The sequence below is a fragment of the Nocardia sp. NPDC050378 genome (assembly GCF_040655675.1).
In the GTDB taxonomy this organism is placed as follows: Bacteria; Actinomycetota; Actinomycetes; order Mycobacteriales; family Mycobacteriaceae; genus Nocardia; species Nocardia coubleae.
Genome location: NZ_JBFAKI010000005.1, coordinates 282,830 through 301,554, shown reverse-complemented (window position 1 = coordinate 301,554; position 18,725 = coordinate 282,830). Strand labels below are relative to the sequence as shown.

Annotated in this window: 21 protein-coding genes; 15 read left to right on the top strand and 6 right to left on the bottom strand. The window is 67.9% G+C overall.

From position 1 onward, the window contains the following. The first annotated feature begins 18 nt into the window (after positions 1-18). Complete coding sequence (locus tag AB0I35_RS14145; protein WP_357396273.1) at positions 19-663, top strand: TetR family transcriptional regulator; 645 nt, start codon at positions 19-21, stop codon at positions 661-663. A gap of 2 nt (positions 664-665) precedes the next feature. Here AB0I35_RS14145 and AB0I35_RS14140 read toward each other — a convergent pair whose 3' ends face one another. Then, the gene (locus tag AB0I35_RS14140) at positions 666-1,217 is read right to left on the bottom strand and encodes a TetR family transcriptional regulator (RefSeq protein ID WP_357396272.1); all 552 of its coding nucleotides are present in this window, start codon (positions 1,215-1,217) and stop codon (positions 666-668) included. A 93-nt stretch (positions 1,218-1,310) separates the two neighbouring features. On the opposite strand from AB0I35_RS14140, the gene AB0I35_RS14135 reads away from it, so the two are divergent. The 3 genes from AB0I35_RS14135 to AB0I35_RS14125 are packed head-to-tail and all read left to right on the top strand — an operon-like array spanning position 1,311 to position 3,551. Further along, the gene (locus tag AB0I35_RS14135; RefSeq protein WP_357396271.1) at positions 1,311-1,778 is read left to right on the top strand and encodes a DUF4334 domain-containing protein; all 468 of its coding nucleotides are present in this window, start codon (positions 1,311-1,313) and stop codon (positions 1,776-1,778) included. Then, positions 1,778-2,866, top strand: coding sequence for an NAD(P)-dependent alcohol dehydrogenase (locus AB0I35_RS14130; protein ID WP_357396270.1), 1,089 nt, complete (start codon positions 1,778-1,780; stop codon positions 2,864-2,866). Before AB0I35_RS14135 ends, AB0I35_RS14130 begins: the two co-directional genes overlap by 1 nt. Before the next feature lie 31 nt (positions 2,867-2,897). Beyond that, positions 2,898-3,551, top strand: coding sequence for a TetR/AcrR family transcriptional regulator (locus tag AB0I35_RS14125; protein WP_357396268.1), 654 nt, complete (start codon positions 2,898-2,900; stop codon positions 3,549-3,551). Here AB0I35_RS14125 and AB0I35_RS14120 read toward each other — a convergent pair. Next, positions 3,540-4,205, bottom strand: a complete 666-nt coding sequence (locus AB0I35_RS14120) for a TetR/AcrR family transcriptional regulator (protein WP_067489773.1) — start codon at positions 4,203-4,205, stop codon at positions 3,540-3,542. The genes AB0I35_RS14125 and AB0I35_RS14120 overlap by 12 nt on opposite strands. A 152-nt stretch (positions 4,206-4,357) precedes the next feature. Here AB0I35_RS14120 and AB0I35_RS14115 point away from each other — a divergent pair, with 152 nt between their 5' ends. From AB0I35_RS14115 to AB0I35_RS14100, 4 genes are read left to right on the top strand one after another with little or no spacing between them, the layout of a single operon-like run. Next, positions 4,358-5,152: an alpha/beta fold hydrolase gene (locus AB0I35_RS14115; RefSeq protein WP_357396267.1), complete on the top strand. Its 795-nt coding sequence runs from the start codon at positions 4,358-4,360 to the stop codon at positions 5,150-5,152. Next, positions 5,149-6,597 carry an NAD(P)/FAD-dependent oxidoreductase gene (locus AB0I35_RS14110; RefSeq protein WP_357396265.1) on the top strand — a complete coding sequence of 483 codons (1,449 nt, stop codon included), beginning with the start codon at positions 5,149-5,151 and terminating at the stop codon, positions 6,595-6,597. The genes AB0I35_RS14115 and AB0I35_RS14110 overlap by 4 nt, the downstream gene beginning before the upstream one ends. Continuing rightward, on the top strand, positions 6,594-8,258 hold the full coding sequence (locus AB0I35_RS14105; protein ID WP_357396264.1) for a GMC family oxidoreductase: 1,665 nt from the start codon (positions 6,594-6,596) through the stop codon (positions 8,256-8,258). Before AB0I35_RS14110 ends, AB0I35_RS14105 begins: the two co-directional genes overlap by 4 nt. Positions 8,259-8,269: 11 nt before the next feature. Further along, positions 8,270-8,803, top strand: coding sequence for a DUF4334 domain-containing protein (locus AB0I35_RS14100; protein ID WP_357396263.1), 534 nt, complete (start codon positions 8,270-8,272; stop codon positions 8,801-8,803). Positions 8,804-8,812: 9 nt separating this feature from the next. Here AB0I35_RS14100 and AB0I35_RS14095 read toward each other — a convergent pair whose 3' ends face one another. Then, positions 8,813-9,430 (bottom strand): LysE family translocator, encoded by a 618-nt coding sequence (locus AB0I35_RS14095; protein WP_357396529.1) that lies wholly within the window; start codon positions 9,428-9,430, stop codon positions 8,813-8,815. A 119-nt stretch (positions 9,431-9,549) separates the two neighbouring features. On the opposite strand from AB0I35_RS14095, the gene AB0I35_RS14090 reads away from it, so the two are divergent. Beyond that, on the top strand, positions 9,550-9,897 hold the full coding sequence (locus AB0I35_RS14090; RefSeq protein ID WP_357396262.1) for a hypothetical protein: 348 nt from the start codon (positions 9,550-9,552) through the stop codon (positions 9,895-9,897). 42 nt (positions 9,898-9,939) lie between these two features. Here the strand turns inward: AB0I35_RS14090 and AB0I35_RS14085 are convergent, their stop codons facing one another. Then, on the bottom strand, positions 9,940-12,090 hold the full coding sequence (locus AB0I35_RS14085) for a catalase (RefSeq protein WP_357396261.1): 2,151 nt from the start codon (positions 12,088-12,090) through the stop codon (positions 9,940-9,942). A gap of 155 nt (positions 12,091-12,245) precedes the next feature. Between AB0I35_RS14085 and AB0I35_RS14080 the strand changes: the two genes are divergently transcribed. Both AB0I35_RS14080 and AB0I35_RS14075 read left to right on the top strand, forming a co-directional pair. Beyond that, on the top strand, positions 12,246-12,548 hold the full coding sequence (locus AB0I35_RS14080) for a hypothetical protein (RefSeq protein ID WP_067489798.1): 303 nt from the start codon (positions 12,246-12,248) through the stop codon (positions 12,546-12,548). Positions 12,549-12,617: 69 nt separating this feature from the next. Beyond that, positions 12,618-13,457, top strand: coding sequence for an SDR family oxidoreductase (locus tag AB0I35_RS14075; RefSeq protein WP_357396260.1), 840 nt, complete (start codon positions 12,618-12,620; stop codon positions 13,455-13,457). Positions 13,458-13,480: 23 nt separating this feature from the next. Here AB0I35_RS14075 and AB0I35_RS14070 read toward each other — a convergent pair whose 3' ends face one another. Both AB0I35_RS14070 and AB0I35_RS14065 read right to left on the bottom strand, forming a co-directional pair. Continuing rightward, positions 13,481-14,098: an NAD(P)H-dependent oxidoreductase gene (locus AB0I35_RS14070; RefSeq protein ID WP_067489804.1), complete on the bottom strand. Its 618-nt coding sequence runs from the start codon at positions 14,096-14,098 to the stop codon at positions 13,481-13,483. Between the two features lie 25 nt (positions 14,099-14,123). Beyond that, on the bottom strand, positions 14,124-15,590 hold the full coding sequence (locus AB0I35_RS14065) for an ornithine decarboxylase (protein ID WP_357396259.1): 1,467 nt from the start codon (positions 15,588-15,590) through the stop codon (positions 14,124-14,126). Positions 15,591-16,023: 433 nt separating this feature from the next. Between AB0I35_RS14065 and AB0I35_RS14060 the strand changes: the two genes are divergently transcribed. The 4 genes from AB0I35_RS14060 (at position 16,024) to AB0I35_RS14045 (ending at position 18,696) form a co-directional block, all read left to right on the top strand. Next, positions 16,024-16,722 (top strand): PAS and ANTAR domain-containing protein, encoded by a 699-nt coding sequence (locus AB0I35_RS14060; RefSeq protein ID WP_357396258.1) that lies wholly within the window; start codon positions 16,024-16,026, stop codon positions 16,720-16,722. Between the two features lie 54 nt (positions 16,723-16,776). Then, positions 16,777-17,214, top strand: a complete 438-nt coding sequence (locus AB0I35_RS14055) for an anti-sigma factor (protein WP_357396257.1) — start codon at positions 16,777-16,779, stop codon at positions 17,212-17,214. Between the two features lie 92 nt (positions 17,215-17,306). Then, positions 17,307-18,143 (top strand): RNA polymerase sigma factor SigF, encoded by an 837-nt coding sequence (locus AB0I35_RS14050; RefSeq protein WP_357396256.1) that lies wholly within the window; start codon positions 17,307-17,309, stop codon positions 18,141-18,143. A 136-nt stretch (positions 18,144-18,279) separates the two neighbouring features. Next, positions 18,280-18,696, top strand: coding sequence for an STAS domain-containing protein (locus AB0I35_RS14045; protein ID WP_357396255.1), 417 nt, complete (start codon positions 18,280-18,282; stop codon positions 18,694-18,696). Positions 18,697-18,725 lie beyond the last annotated feature (29 nt).

Below are 18,725 nucleotides of genomic sequence, written 5' to 3'. Positions count from 1 at the left end.
GTGCACCAGAATGGGGGGATGGTCAAGAGCCCGGGCGAGGACACCGCGACGACGCCGCGCGCATACGGGGGAGTGCCCTCAGGCGAACGGCGCGCCCGTCGTCGCGCGGCCCTGCTGGACGCCGCCCTCGACCTGCTGGCCGAAGAGGGGTCCGCCGCGGTCACCAAGCGCGCGGTCTGCGCCAGGGCCAAACTCAACGACCGCTACTTCTACGAACAGTTCACCGACCGCGACGCCCTGCTCACCACCCTCGTCGAAGAACACACCGGCGCGGGCATCGCTACCGTGGTCGCCGCCACCCACGCCGCCGAACCCGATACCCACAGCCAGGTCCACGCCGCCGCCGACGCCGCGCTCGGCTTCCTGCTCGACGACCCGCGCCGCCACGCCCTGCTGCTCAACGCCCACAGCACCGAGGCCCTGCAGCGCGCCCGCCTCACCACCCAGCACGCCATCGCCCGGGCCATGGCCACCGTCAGCCGCGAACTGCACCCGACACCCGTGGCCCCGCTCGACACCGACATGGCCGCCTACGTGGTGGTCAGCGGCACCCTCGAACTCGTCGCGGCCTGGTTGCGCGGCGAATTCGACACCACCCGAGCCCATCTCACCGACCTGATCGCCCGCCAATTGCTGCAGGCCGAATCCGTCACCGGCGCCTAGTCTCAGGGGGCGACCATGCGCGCGGCCGCGAGCACGGTCGCCGCACGCTGGGTCGCCACATGCTCCCCACCGGCCTGAGCGGCATGGACAGCGGTGGTGCGGGCCAGATCGGTGAGCATGCGCAGCAGCAACGCCGCCGGGATATCGGGGGTCACCAGCCCCTCGCGCTGCCCGCGCCGCAACTCGGCCAGCTTGCTCGCCACCATCTCGCGCAACGCGCGCGCCACCTCTTCCTCGGCCGGTTCCAGATCGGCCCAGGCCTGCAAGCGGGCATCTTCGGGATTGGCCAGGAAATGATCGAAGAGGCGTCCGACGTACCCGGGCAGATCCTCGGCACGCATGGCCGTGCGGGCGGAGGCTTCGCTGGCCCAGCGTTCGGTGACGGCGGCGTAGAGCTCCTTTTTGCCCGGGAAATAGGCGTAGAGGCGGTCCTTGCTGGCGTGCGCGGCCTCGGCGATCCGGTTGATCCGCGCGCCCGCGATCCCGAACTCGGCGAATTCCGCCTTGGCCGCGGCGAGAATTCGCTCCCGTGTTGCCTCACCTGCCGCTCGCATGCGCTGGATGTTACCCCTTGCCGAACCATCTGGTTCGGAACTATGGTCAATCCCGAACCACCTGGTTCGGGTAACGGCGAGACGAGGACACCCATGGCCGAACAGCCACGCTGGCAACAACTCCGGGCACAGAACGAGGGTGTGCCGACCGCCGAACTCGACGAGATCTGGACGCGGCTGCGCCCGGCGCGCGCCGAGGACATCCTCGGGCAGTGGCGCGGCGACGCCTTCCAGACCGGTCACCGGCTGTGCAAAGCTCTGCCCGCCAGTCGCTGGTACGGCAAGAATTTCCTGGCTCTCGACGACGCCAAACCGCTGATCTGCCGCGCCGAGGACGGCACCCTGTTCTCCAATGTCGAGATGGGGCAGGGCGAGGCGACGCTGTGGAACATCGAGTTCCGCGGTGAGGTCACCGCCACGATGGTCTACGACGGCCGCCCGGTGTTCGACCACTTCAAATGGCTCGACGACAACACCCTGATGGGCATCATGAACGGCCGTCCCGGACTGGTTCTCGCGGCCGGGCAGTACTTCTACTTCCTGTTGGAACGGGACAACTGATGCGCACCACGGCCGTGCTGTCGCGCGACCCGTCGGCGGACTTCTCCGTCGAGGCGATCGAGATCGACGAGCCGCGCGCCGGGGAGATCCTGGTCCGGATGGCCGCCACCGGCATCTGCCACACCGACCTGGCCACCCGGCGCGCCGGTGCGGCGGACCGGCCGATCCTGCTCGGGCACGAAGGTGCCGGGGTGGTCGAGGCCGTCGGGCCGGGAGTGCGCGCCGTGCGGCCGGGAGACCACGTCGTGCTCACCTTCCGCCACTGCGGCGACTGCGCCAACTGTCGCGCGGGCCGACCCGCCTACTGCCTGCACGCGACCACGCTGAACAACTTCGGCCGCCGCGCCCACGTCGCGCCCCGGGTACTGGTCGACGGGTCACCGGTGCTGTCCGGATTCTTCGGGCAATCCAGTCTGGCCGGCTACGCGCTGAGCAGCGAGGACAACACCGTGGTCGTCGACCCCGCCGTCGACCCGGCCCTGGCCGCACCGTTCGGGTGTGGGTTCCAGACCGGAGCGGGCGCGGTCCTCAACGTGCTTCGCCCCGATTCCGGCGCCCGCCTCGTCGTGTACGGCGCGGGTGCGGTCGGCATGGCCGCCCTGCTCGCCGCACGCACGGTGCCCGACGTGGAGGTAGTCGTCGTCGAAACATCCTCGTCGCGTAGGGAACTCGCGCTCGCGCTCGGTGCCCGTGCCGCCGTCGACCCGGCCGGGGAAGCGACCGCGGCACGGGTGCGTGAGCTCACCGGCGGCGGCGCGACCCACGCCGTGGACACCACGGGAATACCGGCCGTGCTCGGCGACGCGGTCGCCGCCCTCGGCATCGGCGCCACGGTGGTCGCCGTCGGTCTCGGCCGTGGTGCCCCGCCCATCGATGTCGGCGAGATCGTCTTGCAGGGCAAGACGATTCGCGGCTGCCTCGAAGGCGACAGCGTCGCCGCCACCTTCATTCCCCACCTGCTGGACCTGCACGCGCAGGGCCGCTTCCCGGTCGATCGACTCGTCAGCCGCTATCCCGCTTCCGACATTGCCGCCGCTCTGCACGATCAGCGCACCGGTAAGGTCATCAAGCCGGTGCTGACATGGTGAACGGCCCGACCCGCGAGACCGAGGACAACGCATGACGATTCTCCACAGCGAAGACCTCGCGACCGAACCCGCAGCGAGTGTGGACGCCGCCCGTGCCCAACGGCGCCAGGTGGTGCTCGACGCCGCCCGTGACGTGTTCGTCGCCTACGGTTACCACGGCACGAGCATGGAGGACATCGGCAGCCGCGCGGGCATGAGCAAACCGGTCCTCTACACCCATTACGCGAGCAAACTCGACCTCTACCTGGCGGTCCTGCAGCGCTACCTCGACCGCATGGTCGAGGGTGTGCGCAACGCGCTGGCAGGCACCAAGGGCGAACAGAAGGTGCGGCGCGCGGTCGGCGCCTACTTCGATTTCGTCGACGAGGACGCGGGCGGGCACACGCTGGTCTTCGAATCACCGGTGCCGAGCGAACCGTGCGTGCAGTGGCGGGTGCGCGATGCCATGAACACCTGCGCGGTCCTGGTCAGCGCCGAGCTGCGCGCCGCGGGCATGGACGACGTGCGCGCCTTCGCCTGCGCGTTCAGCCTCGTGGGCGCCAGCCACTCCACCGCACGGCACTGGCTCGACGCGGGCCGCCCGATCCCCAAACACGAGGCCGTCGAGATGACCGTGACGCTGTGCTGGCACGGGCTGTCGTCGGTGGGCGTCGTCAACCGCGGCGCCTTGGGCTCAGCCCGCTGACGCGGTGAGCGGCAACGGGCTGCCGTCGAGCAGTTCGTCGCTGGGCAACTGCCCGACCAGCACCGCGAGCGCGCGTTTCCAGCGACGGACCACGGCCTCGCGTTCGCCGAGGGTGCCGGTGAGCATGGCCGTCATCGACAGGCCGGTGAGCAGGTCGATGGTGAACTCCACCAGCAGCTCCGCGCGCGGGTCGGCGGCATAGGGCTCGCCGAGCACCTCCAGGTAGAGCCTGCGCATCTCGGTGAACACCCGCTGTTCCTCGTGTACGAGCCGGTCGCGCAGCTCGGCGTCGGTGCGCGCGGCCACCCACAGGTCCAGGGCGGTGAAGAAGGCCGGGCTGTTCAGGTCGCGCCAGGCCAGATCGACCACCGACTGCAGCCGGTCGCGGCCCGGCGGGAGCAGCTCGGCCTCGCGACGGAACTGCTCGAGCCGCTGGTCGACCACCTGGGTGGTGGCGGCTACGAGCAGTTCGGCGCGAGTGGGGAAGTGGTGCTGCACGGTGCCGCGCGCCAATCCGGCGCGTTCCTGCACGGCGCTCACCGTCGTTGCCGCGTAGCCGCTTTCGAGCAGGCACTCGGCGGTGCAGGCCAGAATGCGGGCCCGGGTCGAGGCGCGGCGCTGGGCCTGGGTGCGGCGGGGGCGTTGCTCGGTCACGCAAGAAATCGTACGCCCTGCCGAATAGTTGCGCGATATTGTGAGCGCGGTCTCCGACACACCCGGATGTAACTCGCTATTGACGGGGGAGTCCCGGGCTGGTGAAATCAAGAAACCGTACGCAGTAACTGTTTCCTGCACGAAGGGCTGCGATGACGCAGATTTCCCACCACCGCCGGGGAACCGGCGCACCGATCGTGCTGGTCCACGGTCTCGGCAGCCGATGGCAGGTGTTCGCCCCGATCATCGACACGCTGGCCGCCGACCACGAGGTGATCGCGCTCGACCTGCCCGGCTTCGGCGAGTCCCCGCTCGTTCCCGGCGTGGTACCGGGACCACGCGGGTACGCGACCTGGCTCGCGCAATGGTTGTCCGACAACGAGATCGAGCGTCCGCACCTGGTGGGCAGTTCGATGGGTGGCGGGATCGCGCTGGAACTGGGACGCACCGGTATCGCCTCGGCGGTCACCGCGTTCTCCCCGATCGGTTTCTACGACCGAGCCGGACTGCGATGGACCAAGACGCTACTCACCGGCATGCGTGGCGCCGCGCGGGCAGCGGGCCCGGTCCTGGCTCGATCGGTGGATCACCGGGCGGGACGGAGGCTGCTGCTCTCGGCCATGTTCGGCCGTCCGGCCCTGGTCACCCCGGCCGCCGCGCGGCTCGACCTCGCCGGAATCGCCGGGGCGAGCGCGTTCACCGCCGCCCGCGACGACTTCGACAACTACGTGCTGACACCGGACCAGGACTTCGGCGCGCTCACCGACATCCCGGTGACGATCGCCTGGGGTACCCGCGATGTCGTCCTCGTGCACCGCACCCAGAGCGCCCGTGCCCGCGCCGCGCTGCCGTTCGCCCGGCACGTCGACCTGCCAGGCTGCGGGCACCTGCCGTTCAGCGACGCGCCGCGCGACTGCGCGCGGCTGATCCTCGAGAGGAACGCATGACACCGTCCATCGCGGTCATCGGCAGCGGTTTCGGCGGCCTGGCCGCCGTCATCGAACTGAAGAAGCGGGGTTTCGACGACATCGTCGTCTTCGAGAAGGCCGACGAGGTGGGTGGGGTCTGGCGCGACAACACCTATCCCGGTGCCGCCTGTGACGTGCCGTCGCCGTTCTACTCGTTCTCCTTCGCACCCAATCCGCGCTGGCCGCACCGGTTCTCGCGGCAACCCGCGATCCTCGACTACATCCGCGGGATCGTGGACACCTACGATGTGCGCCGCCACCTGCGCCTGGGCACCGAGGTGCTCGGCGCCGCCTACGACGACGCGACCGGCAAGTGGACGGTGTCACTCGCCGGCGGTGAGACCGTGGTCGTCGACGTCGTGGTCTCCGCCGTCGGGCAGCTCTCGCGCCCGGCCCTGCCCGACATCCCGGGATGTGAGACCTTCGCGGGCAGCAGCTTCCATTCCGCGCAGTGGAACCACGACGTCGACCTCACCGGCAAACGCGTCGCGGTGATCGGTACCGGTGCCAGTGCGATCCAATTCGTCCCCGAGATCCAGCCGCGCGTCGGCAGCCTGACCGTCTTCCAGCGGACCGCGCCCTACATCATCCCGCGACCGGACCGCGAATTCGGGCGCCTGCACCACCGGATGTTCGAGAAGGTGCCCGCCACCGAGCTGGCCGAACGCGGCACCTGGTACGGCGTCGTCGAGGGACTCAGCCTGGCCTGGGTCTACGCCCGGCCCCTGGCCCGCGCCGTCCGGGCCTGGTCGAGGTGGCACATGCGCCGCCAGACCCGCGCGATGCCGGGCTTGTTCGAGAAGGTGTGGCCCGGCTACGACGTCGGTTGCAAGCGAATCCTGTTCTCGGACAACTACCTTCCCGCGCTCACCCAGCCGAACGTGGAACTGTGCACCGAGGCGATCAGCGAGATCACGCCCACCGGTGTACGCACCGTCGACGGAGGTGAGCACGCGGTGGACGTCATCATCTGGGGGACCGGTTTCAAGACCACCGAGTTCCTGGCGCCCATGACGATCACCGGAGCGGGCGGCCGCACGCTCGACCAGGAATGGCAGGCGGGAGCGCGCGCCTACTACGGCGTCACCGTGCCCCGGTTCCCGAATCTGTTCATCATGTACGGGCCCAACACCAACACCGGTGGCGGCTCGATCATCTACTTCCTCGAAGCGCAGGCGAAATACCTGGGCCGCTACGTCGCCCATCTCGCGGCGACCGGTCGCCCCCTCGCCGTGCGCCCCGAGGTGGAGAAGGCCTACGACGCCCGCATTCAGGAACTCCTGGCAGACAGTGTGTGGAGCCGGTGTTCGTCCTGGTACCGCCAGGCCGACGGCCGCATCACCACCAACTGGCCCCTGCTGGGAGTCCAATACCGCACACAGGCGCGGTTCGATCCCGCCGACTACGAGGTGATGGTTCCATGACCAGCTACGACTACGACGTGATCGTCGTCGGCTCCGGATTCGGCGGCAGTGTGACCGCCCTGCGCCTGACCGAGAAGGGCTACCGGGTGGGTGTGCTCGAATCCGGTCGCCGCTGGAACGCCGAGGACTACCCGAAGACGAACTGGAATGTGCCCAAAGCGATCTGGGCGCCGCGTCTCGGGCTGACCGGGCCGCAGCGCATCAGTGCGCTCGGCAAGTGCCTGGTCTTCAGTGGTTCCGGTGTGGGCGGTGGTTCGCTCATCTACGGCAACACCCTCTACGAGCCGCTGCCCGAGTTCTACCGCGACCGCGCCTGGTCACACATCACCGACTGGAAATCCGAACTCGCCCCCTACTACGACCAGGCCAAACGGATGCTCGGCGTGGTCGAGAACCCGAAACTGGGGCCCAAGGACGACGTGCTGCTGCAGGTCGCCACCGATCTAGGCGTGGCCGACACCTTCCACCGCACCCACGTGGGCGTGTTCTTCAATGAAGGCGCCGAGGGGGTGGAGGTCGAGGACCCGTACTTCGGTGGCGCCGGACCGCGTCGCGCGGGCTGCATCCACTGCTCGGAATGCTTCACCGGCTGCAAACACAACGCCAAGAACACCACCACCCTGAACTACCTGCACCTGGCCGAAAGCCGGGGCGCGCAAGTGCATCCGCTGACGACGGTCACCTCGGTGGCCCCCGACGGCAACGGTGGATACCGGGTGGAGACCGTGCGCTCCAACGGGCTGCTGCGCAAGGACCGCCGCACCTTCACCGCCGAACAGGTGGTGTTCGCGGCCGCCGCGCTCGGCACCCAGAAGCTGCTGCACACCCTGCGCCGCGACGGCACCCTGCCCGAATTGTCTTCGCGCGTCGGCGAACTGACGCGCAGCAATTCCGAGGCGATCATCGGCGTCACCAGCAAGACCCGGCGCGACTTCGCCCAGGGCGTGGCCATCACGTCCTCGATCCACCCCGAACCACAGACCCACGTGGAGGTCTGCACCTACGGCAAGGGGCAGAACGCGCTGTTCGTGCAGACGGTGCCGATGGTCGACGGTGGGGCATTCCGGTTCCTGCGACTGCTGCTGACCATGCTGCTGCACCCGGTGCAGTTCTTGCGCTCGCAGAACGCGCGCGGTGCGTCGGAGCGATCGGTGATCCTGCTGGTGATGCAGTCCCTGGACAATTCGCTCACCTCGTACCTGAAGGGGCGACGGCTGGTCACCAAACAAGGTGCGGGAGAACCCAACCCGGAGTGGATCCCGCTCGCCCACGACATCGCCCGCCGCTACGCCGGCAAATCCGACGCCATCACGGGCAATATCGCCACCGACATCTTCAATATCCCCGCCACCGCCCACTACATCGGCGGCTGCACCATCGGCGATTCCCGCGACACCGGTGTCATCGACCCCTACCAGCGCGTGTACGGGTATCCGGGGCTGCACATCGCCGACGGCAGCGCCATCACCGCCAACCTCGGCGTGAACCCGTCATTGACCATCACCGCCCAGGCCGAACGCGCCATGGCGTTCTGGCCCAACAAAGGTGAGCCCGACCCACGCCCCGAGCTCGGGGCCGCCTACCGGCGCATCACCCCCGTCGCGCCACGCCGTCCGGTCGTCCCCGCGGACGCTCCCGGTGCCCTGCGCCTGCCCGTCTGAGAGGAACCCGCATGTCCGCCGCCGACCGTCTGGCCGCCCTCGAACCCGCCTGCCGCCGCGACGACGCGCTCGCCCTGTTCGACAGCCTCCCACCCGTCGCGCCCACCGACCTCACCGGCCGCTGGCACGGCCGCGAGCTGGCCACCGGCCACCGGCTCGACGGCCTGCTCGCGGCCTCCGGTTGGTACGGCAAACAATTCGACGGCCCCGACAACGTTCACCCGCTGCTGTTCGCGACCCCCAAGGGCGACATCTTTCCGGTCGACCCGAAACGCATCCCCCTGGGACTGGTCGACAAGATCCCCACCGCCCTCGTCGAGCAGACCCGCAAACGCCTCGACCTGCTGGCACCGACGCTACGCACCGCCCGGCACCGCGCCCGCCTGCGAGGAATCGACCATCGGGGCACCGTCACCACCGCGATGATCTACGACCATCTGCCCATCATCGACACCTTCCGCCGCGTCGACCCCACCACGGTCCTGGGCATCATGGACTACCGCCGCCTCCCGGACCCGTACTTCTTCATCCTCACCCGCGACTGACCGCGCAGGTCAGCGCGCGAACGCCACACCGGCCCCGACACCGACGACCATCGCCCCACCGACACCGCCCACCGCCTCGAGCCGGCGCGGTGACCGCGCGAACCACCCCCGCGCGGTCGCCGCGACGACGGCCCACACACCGTCGCAGGTCATTTGGATGAGGAGGAAGATCGCGCCGAGAATCAGCATCTGTACCGGCAGCGGTCCGGCGTCGGCGGCGGTGAACTGCGGCAGCACCGCGCCGAAGAACACCGCGGTCTTCGGGTTGGTCGCGCCGACGATGAAACCTTGCCGCATCGACCGGCCACCGCCGTCGGCGCTCGCGGTGAGCACCAGCTTCTTGCGGTCACGAATCGCCGTGACGCCCAGATAGATCAGATAAAACGCGCCGATCACCTTGACCGCCGTGAACAGGATCGTCGAGGTCATCAGCACAGCGCCGAGTCCGAGAGCGACCACGGCCAGGGGGATGACGGAACCGGCGACCGAGCCGAGGACCGACAGCAGTGCCTGCCTGCGCCCCAGCGTCAGCGCGCGCCCGATCGCGAACAGCACATTCGGGCCGGGGATCACGATGATGAGCAACGCCGCACCGGCGAAGGCGATCACATGGGGGATCGGCACCATCATCCGAACCTAACAGCGCGCTGTCCGCGACGGCACGGATCGCCGTGCATCGGTAGCCACGGCCCCGGGGGCCGACGGCCCGGGTGTGTCGCCACCGGTTTGCCGGGTATCTGCCGTCCATGGCACATTTTCGTCGCTGGGGAGCTGTCTACCTGCTGATGTTGCTGTTCATCGGCTCGTGGGGCGCGCAGTTCGTGTTCCAGCTCATCGAGTATCGCAACACTCAGCAACAGCAGGGCCAACCATTCCAGTGGTCGGGGTATTGGCCGGAGTTCCTGGCCAGCACCTTCGAGAACTGGCAGAGCGAATGGTTCCAGCTGGTCTTCCAGGCCGTGCTGCTGCTGGGGGCCAAGCACTGGATATTCCGGGTCGATGCCGAGAACGCCGAACGCATCGAATCCAAGATCGACGACCTGCGCGCCTATCTGGTCCCGCCCGAGCGGCGGACCGAGGTGCCCGGAGACTGACACCGGCGCGCCCGGCCGCAGTGCGGACCGGGCGCGCCACGCTCATCCGCGCGGTTCGATCCGATCCCACGCGCGGTGCTCAGCCAGGTCGGTGACCACCTGCGTCACGGTCTGCGGCGCCTCGGCCACGGTGACCCCCGGCGCGTCGGCATCGACACCGTTGCGCTGCAGCAGACTCGCCGCCGCACCGACCGCCGCGATCGCCTTCCCGTGCCGCCACATCTCGTTGACCAGCACATCCACCCTCGGATCGATCGGCGCGCCCAACGCGATCAACCCGTCGAACTCGATCGAGCGCATCGTGGCGAACGTGCGGTCGACCTTGCGGCCCTCCACCTCGCCACCGTGCGCGGCGACCAGCAACGGCCGCACCTTGGCCTGTTCCAGATCGGCGCACACCTGCTGCACCGCCCCGCCGGAACTGGTCTCGTCCACCAGCACCGCCACAGTCCGTCCGTCGACCGGGAACGCACCGCGCTTCTGCGACAACGCCGGACTCGGCGCCAGCTCGACGGTGTTCGCCGTCGGCGCGGGCACATCGACACCGAGCTGATTCGCCACATACCCGGCCAGCTGTTCGTCGACATTGACCAGCATCTGCACCGCACGTTCGCGAATCGTCACCGACGTGCACTTGCCCAGTTCGAACGAGAAGGCATCGGCCAGGCGGTGCTGCTCACCGTGGGTGAGACTGTGGTAGAACATGCGCGGCTGCGAGAAGTGATCGGCGAACGACACCTGCGCCTTGTCGGTATTCGCCGACGTGCGCAGCTTCGCCTGCGGCGGCGGAATCGGGGTCGGCGATTCGACATAGGCCTCACCGGCGAAACTGGCCGCGTACGGGCACCCGCCGTCGAGCGAGTTCGGTTTGTAAGGTGCGATGCCGGTGTGCACCGCGGTCTGGTGCATGCCGTCGCGGAACATGTCGTTGACAGCGGTGTGCGGCGTATTGATCGGCAGCTGCGCGAAATTCGGTCCGCCGAGCCGGCTGAGCTGGGTGTCGAGGTAGGAGAACAACCGGCCCTGCAACAGCGGGTCGTCGGTGACCTCGATACCGGGCACCAGATGACTCGGGCAGAACGCCACCTGTTCGGTCTCGGCGAAGAAATTCACCGGATTCGCTGTCAGCCGCAAGGTGCCGATCACCTGCACCGGCACCAATTCCTCCGGCACGATCTTGGTCGGATCGAGCAGATCGATGTCTTCGAACACCTGCTCGGGGGTATCGGGGAAGACCTGAACACCCAGATCCCATTCCGGGAAATAGCCCGCCTCGATCGCGTCCGCCAGATCGCGGCGATGGAAATCGGGGTCGAATCCGGCGGTGAGCTGCGTTTCCTCCCACAGCATCGAATGCACACCCAGGCGCGGTTTCCAATGGAACTTCACCAGGCTCGTGGCGCCGTCGGCGGCGACCAACCGGAAGGTGTGGACGCCGAATCCCTCCATCATCCGCAGCGACCGGGGCAACCCGCGGTCGGACATATTCCAGAAGGTGTGCGCGGTGGCCTCGGTATGCAGGGAGACGAAATCCCAGAATGTGTCGTGCGCGGACTGCGCCTGCGGGATCTCGCGGTCCGGGTGCGGTTTGGCCGCGTGCACCACATCGGGAAACTTGATCGCCTCCTGGATGAAGAACACCGGAATGTTGTTGCCGACGAGGTCGTACACGCCTTCCTCGGTGTAGAACTTCGTCGCGAAACCGCGAGTATCGCGCACGGTGTCGGCCGAACCACGGGAACCGAGCACCGTGGAGAATCGCACGAACACCGGCGTGCGAGCGTCGGTGGCGAGGAATTTCGCGCGGGTCAACGAGGCGGCGGCACCGTTGGACACGAACACACCGTGCGCACCGACGCCACGCGCGTGCACGGCCCGCTCCGGAATGCGTTCGTGGTCGAAGTGGGTGATCTTCTCGCGCAGGTGGAAGTCCTGCAGCAGCACCGGCCCACGGGGTCCGGCCTTGAGTTGGTGATCGGTATCGGCTTGGCGTAGGCCCTGTGGGGTGGTGAGCGCGTCACCCTGCTGGGCCCGGATATTGGCCTCGCCCGGAACGGGTGCGCCGGTGGGACTGCGCAGCTCTGGGCCCTGTTGGTCCGGGTTCGGACCGGGCGGCTCGCACTGCCCGCCGTCTTCGTCCGGCGGCACCGGCGGGCGCGTGAACTCCGGGGGAATGTGCTGCTGCTCTGTCATCTATGCGCAACCCTTCTGTCCTGGATCGACGTGCTCGCATCGGGAGAACACCTACTGGCGGATACCGCCTCGAGGAGTCGGCAAACCACACGATTGGGCTGTCGGATCAGGGGTACGCGCAGACCAGCGGATCCCATCGAAAGGACGGCCCGGCCATGAACGATGCCGCTCTCCCTCATCATCACAAATTTCCCGACACCGAACGCACTACCCGCTCGCATGTCGGCGAATCCATCGAAGACGCTTGGAACTGGCCCGGGCTGATCTTGATCGGCGTCGGTGTCGTGTTGCTGGCACTCACCCTCACCGCGGCCGGATACGGCTTCGAAGGTTGGGCGGTGATCGCCGGAATTCTGTGCGTGGTGTGTCTGCTCGGCGGCGTGGGTATCGTGCTCGCCGAACACCGCCGGATCAAAGCCCGTGAAGGGTTGCGATTACGTGACCCGTGCGGGCACTGACCTGTTTGCCGGTGCTGATGGGAGGTAGTCCGATCGGAGACCCCGTTCCCGGCGAGGAGGACTTCGATCATGGGATTTCCCGAACAGCAGCAGCAGGTTCCCGGCATCCAATCGAAAATGGACCCCGTGCCCGATTGTGGCGAGAACAGTTACCGGGGATCGGGCAAATTGACGGGCAAAGCCGCTGTCGTCACCGGTGCCGACAGCGGAATCGGACGTGCGGTCGCCATCGCGTACGCCCGTGAAGGTGCCGATGTCCTCATTTCCTATCTCGACGAACACGACGACGCGAAAGAAGTAGCCGACCTGGTCACCCAGGCCGGCCGCCGGGCTGTGCTGATGGCCGGTGACCTTTCCGACGCCGCGCACTGTCGTGCCGTGATCGACAAGGCCGTCGAGGAGTTCGGTCGAATCGACGTGCTGGTGAGCAATGCCGCCTTCCAGATGTCGCACGACGACATCACCGAGATCAGCGACGAGGAATTCGCCTACACGTTCGCCCTCAATGTCGGTGCCTACTTCCACCTGGTGAAGGCGGCGCTGCCCCATATGCGTCCCGGCTCGTCGATCATCGGCAGCTCGTCGGTGAACTCCGACATGCCATCCCCGACGCTGGCACCGTATGCCGCCACCAAGGCTGCCATCGCCAACTTCTCGGCCAGCCTGGCGCAGATGCTGGGGGAGAAAGGAATCCGGGTCAACAGCGTGGCTCCCGGCCCGATCTGGACACCGCTGATCCCGTCGACCTTCCCGGCGGAGAAGGTGAGCAAGTTCGGTGACGACACCCCACTCGGGCGGGCCGGTCAGCCCGCCGAACTGGCACCCGCCTATGTGCTGCTCGCCGCCGACGACGGCAGCTACATCTCCGGGGCCCGCCTCGCCGTCACCGGCGGACGCCCGATCCTTTGACCCCGGCCCGGCCTACCGGTCGCTCACTGGTAGGCCGGGTACTGGTTCGCCCGCAACAACCGGGCCAGATGCGCGGCATTACGCGCCATCGCCGCGGTGGTCTTGCGCACCGCCTCCGGAGTGTCGGGCAGATCCTTGAAGTCGGTGCCGCCCATCGCTTCCCCGTTCCAGTAGGTGCAGCCCTGGGCCGGAATGGTGAAGCCGATGTCGTCGAGAGCCTGGAAGGTGTCGGCCACGATCTTGTGCGCGCCGTCCTCGTTCCCGACAACGGCCGCGATCCCGACCTTGCCCAGCATGACGGGCCTGCCCGCGTCGTCGGTATCGGACAGTTCGGCATCCAGCCGTTCCAGCGCGCGCTGGGCCACCGAAGACAGATGACCCAACCAGGTGGGCGTCGCGAGCAGGACGATATCGGCGTCGATGATGCGGCGCCGGATCTGCGGCCACTCGTCGCCCTCCCCCTCGTCGGCACTCACCCCCGGCCGCACCTCGAAATCGGCGATACGCACCGTCGACCCGGCCACATCGTTGGCGGCCAGCTCGGCCAGCACCTGATCGGCCATGAGCTGACTGCTGGATTCGGCGGGCGACGGCTTCAACGTGCAGACCAGCGCCACTGCGCGCAACTGTTCGGCGGCCACGACAACACTTCCTCTCGCTCGACGATCAGGACTGGCGGACGACCCGGATGTTGTGCAACTGCGGATCGCTTGCATCGGGCACATTCATCCCCGCCTCGACACCGGAACGCAGGTACTCCACGACCGTGTCACCGATTCGTTCACCCGGCACGATCGCGGGAATGCCGGGCGGGTACGGCGTGAGCTGTTCGGCGGCGATCCGGCCCGGCGCCTTGTCGATGGGCACCATCTCGGTGGGGGCGAAGAAGGCGTCACGTGGCAGCATCACCGTGTCGAGCTGCAGATCCTCCGGTGAGGGCAACGTGATGTGGTGCGGGGTGGGCTTGTCGAGACCGGCCCGCCGCCACAGCGCGAGCGCGTCGATGAGTGCCTCCGCGGAGGTGTCGTCGTCGGCCATCGACATCGTCGCCAGAATCCGGCGGTGATCGCTGAGGCCCACATCGAGACGGTGATGCTCGCGCAACCAGTCCGCCGCCTCGTAGCCGGTGGCGCCGGTCTCGGAGACATCGACGAGCACCTGCAGCAGATCGAGATCATGAGAGGCCTCCACGCCGAGCAGCTCGTCGTGCATCACCGTCAGGCCGCCGATCCGGTCGATCTCGACGCGGGTACGTTTGGCCAGGTCGAGCGTTTGCCCCAGCAGGTCGTGCCCGAATTCGACCATCTGCCTTCGCCATCCGTCGAGCGCGGCGTAGATCAACACGTTCGGGCTCGTGGTCATCAGCAGATCCGCGCAACGGCGCAACCGGCCCGGATCCACGAGATCGCCCTGCAGGTGGAACACCGAACCCTGCTCGAAACCCATGCCCATCTTGTGCACGCTCACCACGCACACATCGGCCCCCACATCCATGGCCCACGTGGGCAATTCGGGATGGAACGGCAGGTGCGCACCCCACGCCTCGTCGACGATGACCGGTTTGCCGCGCGCATGGCACACCTCGGTGATGCCACGCAGATCCGCACAGGTGCCATACGGGCTCGGGCACACGATCACCGCGCCCGCCGCGTCCGGATGCTCCTGCCACGCCTGTTCCACCTGCTCCGGTGACGGCGGATGGGAGAAGTGGCGTTCGGCGTCCCAGCGCGGGCTGATCCAATGCGGCTGGACGCCGGAGAAGATCAGGCCGGCGACGATCGACTTGTGGCTGTCGCGCGCCACCAGCAGGCCGCCGTCCTTTCCGCCTGCCACCGCCATCATGGCGGCCTTCACCGACAACGAGCTGCCGCAGGTGGAGAAGAACGCCGTTTCGGCGCCGACTGCGTCGGCCATCAGGTCCTCGGCCTCGGTGAGGTAGCCGTTGCGTGCCAGCCGGTCGTCGAGTCCGCCGTTGGCCAGCAGATCGGCGGCGAAGGCATCGGCACCGAGCGCCGCGAGAACCCGGTCGTCCACCCCGCGACCCTGCCGGTGCCCGGGCGGGGTGAACCCGTACCGGTGCTTGTTGCGGTAGTCGGCGACCGCGGCGACGAGCGGGGCTGTGCTGTGGTCCATGCCCAGGTAATAGCCGATCGGTCGCACCCGAAACGACGGTGTGTAGCTGCCCCGACGGGGGGTATCCGCCCGACGACCCGCGTTTCCGACCCCGTGAGGAGGCTGCGATGACCACCCCGATGTCGACCAGCCCACCCATTCCCGAACCGCGAGACCCGATTGCGCCCACCCCCGATCCCGCGCCCCCGCCGGATCCCGGACGGCCACCACCGCCACCGGAACCCGGCCATCCGCTGCCCGGCGACCCACCACCTGGACCGGGCCCAGGACAACCACCCCCGGATGTACCCGACCCGTTTCCCCCGATCCCCACACCGGGCGAACCACTTCCCGAACCGGGCGCGGCGGCGTCGTGTTGAGCGCCGCGCCGGGCGAGCGGACACGATCGGGCACTGGGCGCGTGCACGTGTCCCGGTCGCGAGATACTTCAGGGATGAAGCACAGTGAGGGTCTTTCGACCGGCGGCGCGCAGTCACTGCGGCGCGTGCTCGGCGGGGGCAGGGCGCAGGACGCGGGCGGATTCAGGTTCTGGTTCGCCGACCAGCGTTGGGAATGGTCCGACGAGGTCGCCCGCATCCACGGATACGAGCCGGGCACCGTCCACCCCACGACCGCACTGTTGTTGTCGCACAAGCACCCCGACGACCGCGCCCACGTCGCCACGATGATCGAGAAGTCGGTCACCGAGGGTGAACCGTTCTGCAGTACCCACCGCATCATCGACACCAACGGCGTCGTCCACGACGTGATCGTCGTGGCCGATCAGATGGTCGACGACCACGGAAGCGTCATCGGCACCACCGGCCATTACATCGATGTCACCGATACTCTCGAGCGGCGCCGCAAGGAAACCCTCGACGACGAATTGCCGAGCCTCTACGCGTCGCGCGCCGTGATCGAACAGGCGAAGGGCGCGGTGATGCTCGTCTACGGAATCAGCGCCGAGCAGGCGTTCGACGTGCTCACCTGGCGCTCACAGGAAACCAACACCAAGCTCCGTGCGCTGGCCGGGCGCCTGGTCGCCGAACTCGGTTCGCTCACCGAGGTGTCCGGCGTTCTGCGCACCCGCTTCGATCATCTGCTGCTCACCGTTCACGAACGGGCCGAACAGCACGAGAAGGGCACGGACTAGACGACGTCACGGTCGGGTAACCTGCGACCACGACAGGCAACACAGGGAGGCGGCATGCGAGCAGAGGATCGCGAGACCGCGCCCCGGTCGACAACGGTCGGGTTTCAGGTACCGGCGGAGCTCGAGCAGCTCACCATGGTCCACGCGCTGGCCGAAACAGTCTTGCTGGTAGGCGGTTTCGCGCTCGACGAGGTCACTGATCTGCTGCTGGCGCTCGACGAGGTGGTGACCGCCCTCGTCCTCGCCGCAACACCGGAGGCCCTGATCGATTGCGCGTTCACCGGTGGCGGCGGGGCACTCGGAGCACGGGTCTCGACCGTGGCGCGCAGCGACGAAGCGATCGACGAGGACGCCTTCGGCTGGCATGTCGTCGCGACCCTCACCGACGCGCTGCGCACCGAATACGGCCCGTTCGACGCGGCCCGCAACGGCTATCCGACGACCGTCGAATTCGGCTGGATCCGACGGTCGCACGGGCCGAACGGTGGGTGATGCGAACACCGGGACCGAAAGCGTAGGCTTAAATCGCATACAGATCGGGTAATCCAGAAGCATCCGACCCCACGGAATCGGAGGCACATGTGATGACGACTGCTCAAGCGACAACAGCCAACGACTCGATCGTCCGACGCTCCCACTCAAAAGGTGACAGCTACGACAACATCGAACCGTGGTTCGAGAAGCTGCAGGCACTTTCCCCGAACGACCCCCAGCGTGAACCCCTCCGCGAAGAGGTGATCAGGCTGTGCCTTCCCTTGGCCGACCACATCGCCCGGAAATTCGCCGGGCGCGGTGAACTCTTCGACGACCTCGAACAGACCGCCCGCGTAGGGCTCGTGCTCGCGGTCGACCGCTATGACGTCAGCCGCGGCTCCTCGTTCCTCTCCTTCGCGATCCCCACCATCATGGGCGAGGTTCGCAGGCATTTCCGCGACCACACCTGGGCCGTTCGCGTCCCGCGCAGGCTCAAGGAGATCCAGCTGCGGATCGGCCCGGCCACCGAAGAACTCTCGCAGCGCCTCGGCCGCGTGCCCAACGCCCGCGAACTCGCCGACGAGCTCGAGGTCGAGTTGGTCGAGGTCACGCGCGCGCTGGTCGCGGGCAACGGCTACCAGACCAACTCCATCGACGGGGTCACCCAGGACGACCGCGACAACTCCTCGCAGCCGATCACCGAGACCCTCGGCGCCGAGGAACACTGCTACGAGCTCACCGAGGACGCGATGGCGGTGCGCCCGCTGATCGCTGCCCTGCCCGAGGAAGAACGCGACGTGCTCATCATGCGGTTCTTCGAGTGCAAGACCCAGAACCAGATCGCCGAACACCTCGGCGTCTCCCAGATGCAGGTCTCGCGCATCCTGTCGCGGACCCTGACCTCGTTGCGCGAGCAGGCGCTCACGGAGCCGACACCTGTGCCGTGACAGCAGCGGCCGCGCGTGCCAGAATTGCCTTAGGTTGAGACTTCCAGCCGACCCCGGTATTCGTGCTATCCACATCCGGAACGTCGGCTGCGTGGTGGCATGAAAATCCGGAATCCCCTGTCGTCCAGGAGGTTCTATGTCTGTCGTCACGGACCCGCGACGCTCGAGCAGGTTGCGTTGGTACCGCGGCTCCGCGGCGCACGACGAAGCCCTGCTCCGCGTCGATCCCGGCAGACAAGGCTGCTGGGTGCTGCGGGCGGGAAGCGAACTGGACGCTGCGAGGCAGCCGCAATTCTGTGCCCTGCTCGGCCGTGCGGTGCGTTCGGGAGCCCAGGTGGTGGTGCTCGACCTGCGCAGCACCGATTTCCTCAGTATCCGGCTGGCCGCCTTGCTCGGCCCTGCCAAAGCCAACGCCTGGCAACACGGGGTCGAGCTGCGGCTGCTCATCGGCAGCCTGGAGGTGGAACGCGCCCTGGAGCTGGCAGGGGTGCGGCCCCTGTTCCGTCACTACAGCTGCGTCGACGACGCCTCCGAACACCCCGTAGATGTTTGACCGGCCGACAGGCGGGTAGGCGCAGTGGG

What these genes read in the sequence shown, in the direction of transcription:
- AB0I35_RS14145 (WP_357396273.1), top strand. Translation starts at nt 19, where the DNA reads ATGGTCAAGAGCCCGGGCGAGGACACCGCGACGACGCCGCGCGCATAC.
- AB0I35_RS14140 (WP_357396272.1), bottom strand. Translation starts at nt 1,217, where the DNA reads ATGCGAGCGGCAGGTGAGGCAACACGGGAGCGAATTCTCGCCGCGGCC.
- AB0I35_RS14135 (WP_357396271.1), top strand. Translation starts at nt 1,311, where the DNA reads ATGGCCGAACAGCCACGCTGGCAACAACTCCGGGCACAGAACGAGGGT.
- AB0I35_RS14130 (WP_357396270.1), top strand. Translation starts at nt 1,778, where the DNA reads ATGCGCACCACGGCCGTGCTGTCGCGCGACCCGTCGGCGGACTTCTCC.
- AB0I35_RS14125 (WP_357396268.1), top strand. Translation starts at nt 2,898, where the DNA reads ATGACGATTCTCCACAGCGAAGACCTCGCGACCGAACCCGCAGCGAGT.
- AB0I35_RS14115 (WP_357396267.1), top strand. Translation starts at nt 4,358, where the DNA reads ATGACGCAGATTTCCCACCACCGCCGGGGAACCGGCGCACCGATCGTG.
- AB0I35_RS14110 (WP_357396265.1), top strand. Translation starts at nt 5,149, where the DNA reads ATGACACCGTCCATCGCGGTCATCGGCAGCGGTTTCGGCGGCCTGGCC.
- AB0I35_RS14105 (WP_357396264.1), top strand. Translation starts at nt 6,594, where the DNA reads ATGACCAGCTACGACTACGACGTGATCGTCGTCGGCTCCGGATTCGGC.
- AB0I35_RS14100 (WP_357396263.1), top strand. Translation starts at nt 8,270, where the DNA reads ATGTCCGCCGCCGACCGTCTGGCCGCCCTCGAACCCGCCTGCCGCCGC.
- AB0I35_RS14095 (WP_357396529.1), bottom strand. Translation starts at nt 9,430, where the DNA reads ATGGTGCCGATCCCCCATGTGATCGCCTTCGCCGGTGCGGCGTTGCTC.
- AB0I35_RS14090 (WP_357396262.1), top strand. Translation starts at nt 9,550, where the DNA reads ATGGCACATTTTCGTCGCTGGGGAGCTGTCTACCTGCTGATGTTGCTG.
- AB0I35_RS14085 (WP_357396261.1), bottom strand. Translation starts at nt 12,090, where the DNA reads ATGACAGAGCAGCAGCACATTCCCCCGGAGTTCACGCGCCCGCCGGTG.
- AB0I35_RS14080 (WP_067489798.1), top strand. Translation starts at nt 12,246, where the DNA reads ATGAACGATGCCGCTCTCCCTCATCATCACAAATTTCCCGACACCGAA.
- AB0I35_RS14075 (WP_357396260.1), top strand. Translation starts at nt 12,618, where the DNA reads ATGGGATTTCCCGAACAGCAGCAGCAGGTTCCCGGCATCCAATCGAAA.
- AB0I35_RS14065 (WP_357396259.1), bottom strand. Translation starts at nt 15,590, where the DNA reads ATGGACCACAGCACAGCCCCGCTCGTCGCCGCGGTCGCCGACTACCGC.
- AB0I35_RS14060 (WP_357396258.1), top strand. Translation starts at nt 16,024, where the DNA reads ATGAAGCACAGTGAGGGTCTTTCGACCGGCGGCGCGCAGTCACTGCGG.
- AB0I35_RS14055 (WP_357396257.1), top strand. Translation starts at nt 16,777, where the DNA reads ATGCGAGCAGAGGATCGCGAGACCGCGCCCCGGTCGACAACGGTCGGG.
- AB0I35_RS14050 (WP_357396256.1), top strand. Translation starts at nt 17,307, where the DNA reads ATGACGACTGCTCAAGCGACAACAGCCAACGACTCGATCGTCCGACGC.
- AB0I35_RS14045 (WP_357396255.1), top strand. Translation starts at nt 18,280, where the DNA reads ATGTCTGTCGTCACGGACCCGCGACGCTCGAGCAGGTTGCGTTGGTAC.